General features: G+C 68.7%; 1 protein-coding gene and 1 pseudogene. One reads left to right on the forward strand and one right to left on the reverse strand.

All coding sequences use genetic code 11. The features are described 5' to 3' along the window. Nucleotides 1-507: pseudogene (locus NI18_RS19045) on the forward strand (TonB-dependent receptor); the annotation flags it as partial. Nucleotides 508-550: 43 nt separating this feature from the next. Here NI18_RS19045 and NI18_RS19050 read toward each other — a convergent pair. After that, nucleotides 551-1407 (reverse strand): glycine betaine ABC transporter substrate-binding protein (locus NI18_RS19050; protein ID WP_037532321.1); only part of this gene is annotated, 857 nt, incomplete at its 5' end.

A 1407-nucleotide genomic window follows, 5' to 3' on the forward strand; every position in this document is an offset into this window, starting at 1 on the left:
GGCGGGCGCGGGCAGGGCGGCGGGCGTGTGCAGTTCGCGCTGTATCACACCTGGCGCTTTACCGACCGCGTGCTGGTCGCGGAGGGCGGGCCGAGCCTGAACCTGCTCGACGGCGATGCGATCGGCAATAATGGCGGGTCGGCGCGGCACAGCCTGGAGGCGCAGGCGGGGTATAGCAACAATGGCCTCGGCGCGCGGCTGTCGGCGAATTACGCGGCGGGCACCCGCGTCGATGGCGGGACCGCGGCGGCGCCCGAGACGCTCAATTTCGGTGGGTTGGCGACCGCAAACGTGCGGCTGTTCGCGGATCTGGGGCAGCGGCTCGAATGGGTGAAGGCGCGGCCGTGGCTGCGCGGGATGCGCGTCACGCTGTCGGTCGACAATGTGTTCAACACGCGGCAGCGGGTGACGGATGCGAGCGGGGCGGTGCCGAATACCTATCAGCCGGATTATCTGGATCCGCTGGGGCGGACGGTGCGGTTGAGCGTGCGGAAGCTGTTTTTCTGAGGCTCGCGTCATCCTGACTTTCGTCAGGATGACGGATTTGAGGTTAGAGGCCGATCTTGCTCGCGAGCCAGCGGGCGGCGGCTTCGGGGGTCTGTTTGTCGGTGTCGCGGTCGACCTGGTAATTGGCGGTGCGCATCGCCTCGACCGGGATGCGGCCGATAAGCGGGCGGAGCGCGGCGGTGAAGCGGGCGTCGTTCGCGCGGGCGGGGGCGACCATCAGGATCGCGTCATAGCCGGGGATCGCGTGGCGCGGGTCGGTGAGCACGGTCAGCCTGTCCGCGGCGATCCGGCCGTCCGAGGAAAAGGCGGAGATGACGTCCGCCTTCCCGCTCTGCAACGCGCGGTACATGAAGGTCGGGCTGTACGGCGTGGTGCGTGCGAAGCGGAGCGGATAGGCGCGTTTCACCGCCGCCCATTCGGGGCGTTCGAGGAATTCGAGATCGCTGCCGAGCGTCAGGCCTGGTGCGGCCTTCACCAGATCGTCGAGGCTCGCGATGCGCTGGCGGCGCGCCACGTCCGCCTTCATCGCAAAGGCATAGGCATTCTCGAACCCGAGCGTGCCGACCAGGCCGACGCCGTGCGTGCTCTTCGCCCAATTGCCGATATCGGCGACCATCTTGGTGCGCTCGGGCACGTCGCTGCGCTTCATCTCGTTGGCCCAGATCGTGCCGGCATAGTCGACATAGACGTCGATATCGCCGCCTGAGAGCGCGCCGAAGACGAGCGCGGAGCCCAGACCGTCGCGATACGTGACGGTGTAGCCCGCGCGGGTCAGCCGGTCGCCGATCAGCCGCGCGAGGATATATTGCTCGGAGAAATTCTTCGCGCCGACGACGACCGTCCGGTCGCCGCCGCCGCCGCGGGGCCAGAGCGGCGCGGTGGCGAGCGCGGTGCCTGCGA

Origin of the sequence: Sphingomonas sp. Ant20, from assembly GCF_000783375.1 — a bacterium.
Classification (GTDB): Bacteria; Pseudomonadota; Alphaproteobacteria; order Sphingomonadales; family Sphingomonadaceae; genus Sphingomonas; species Sphingomonas aerolata.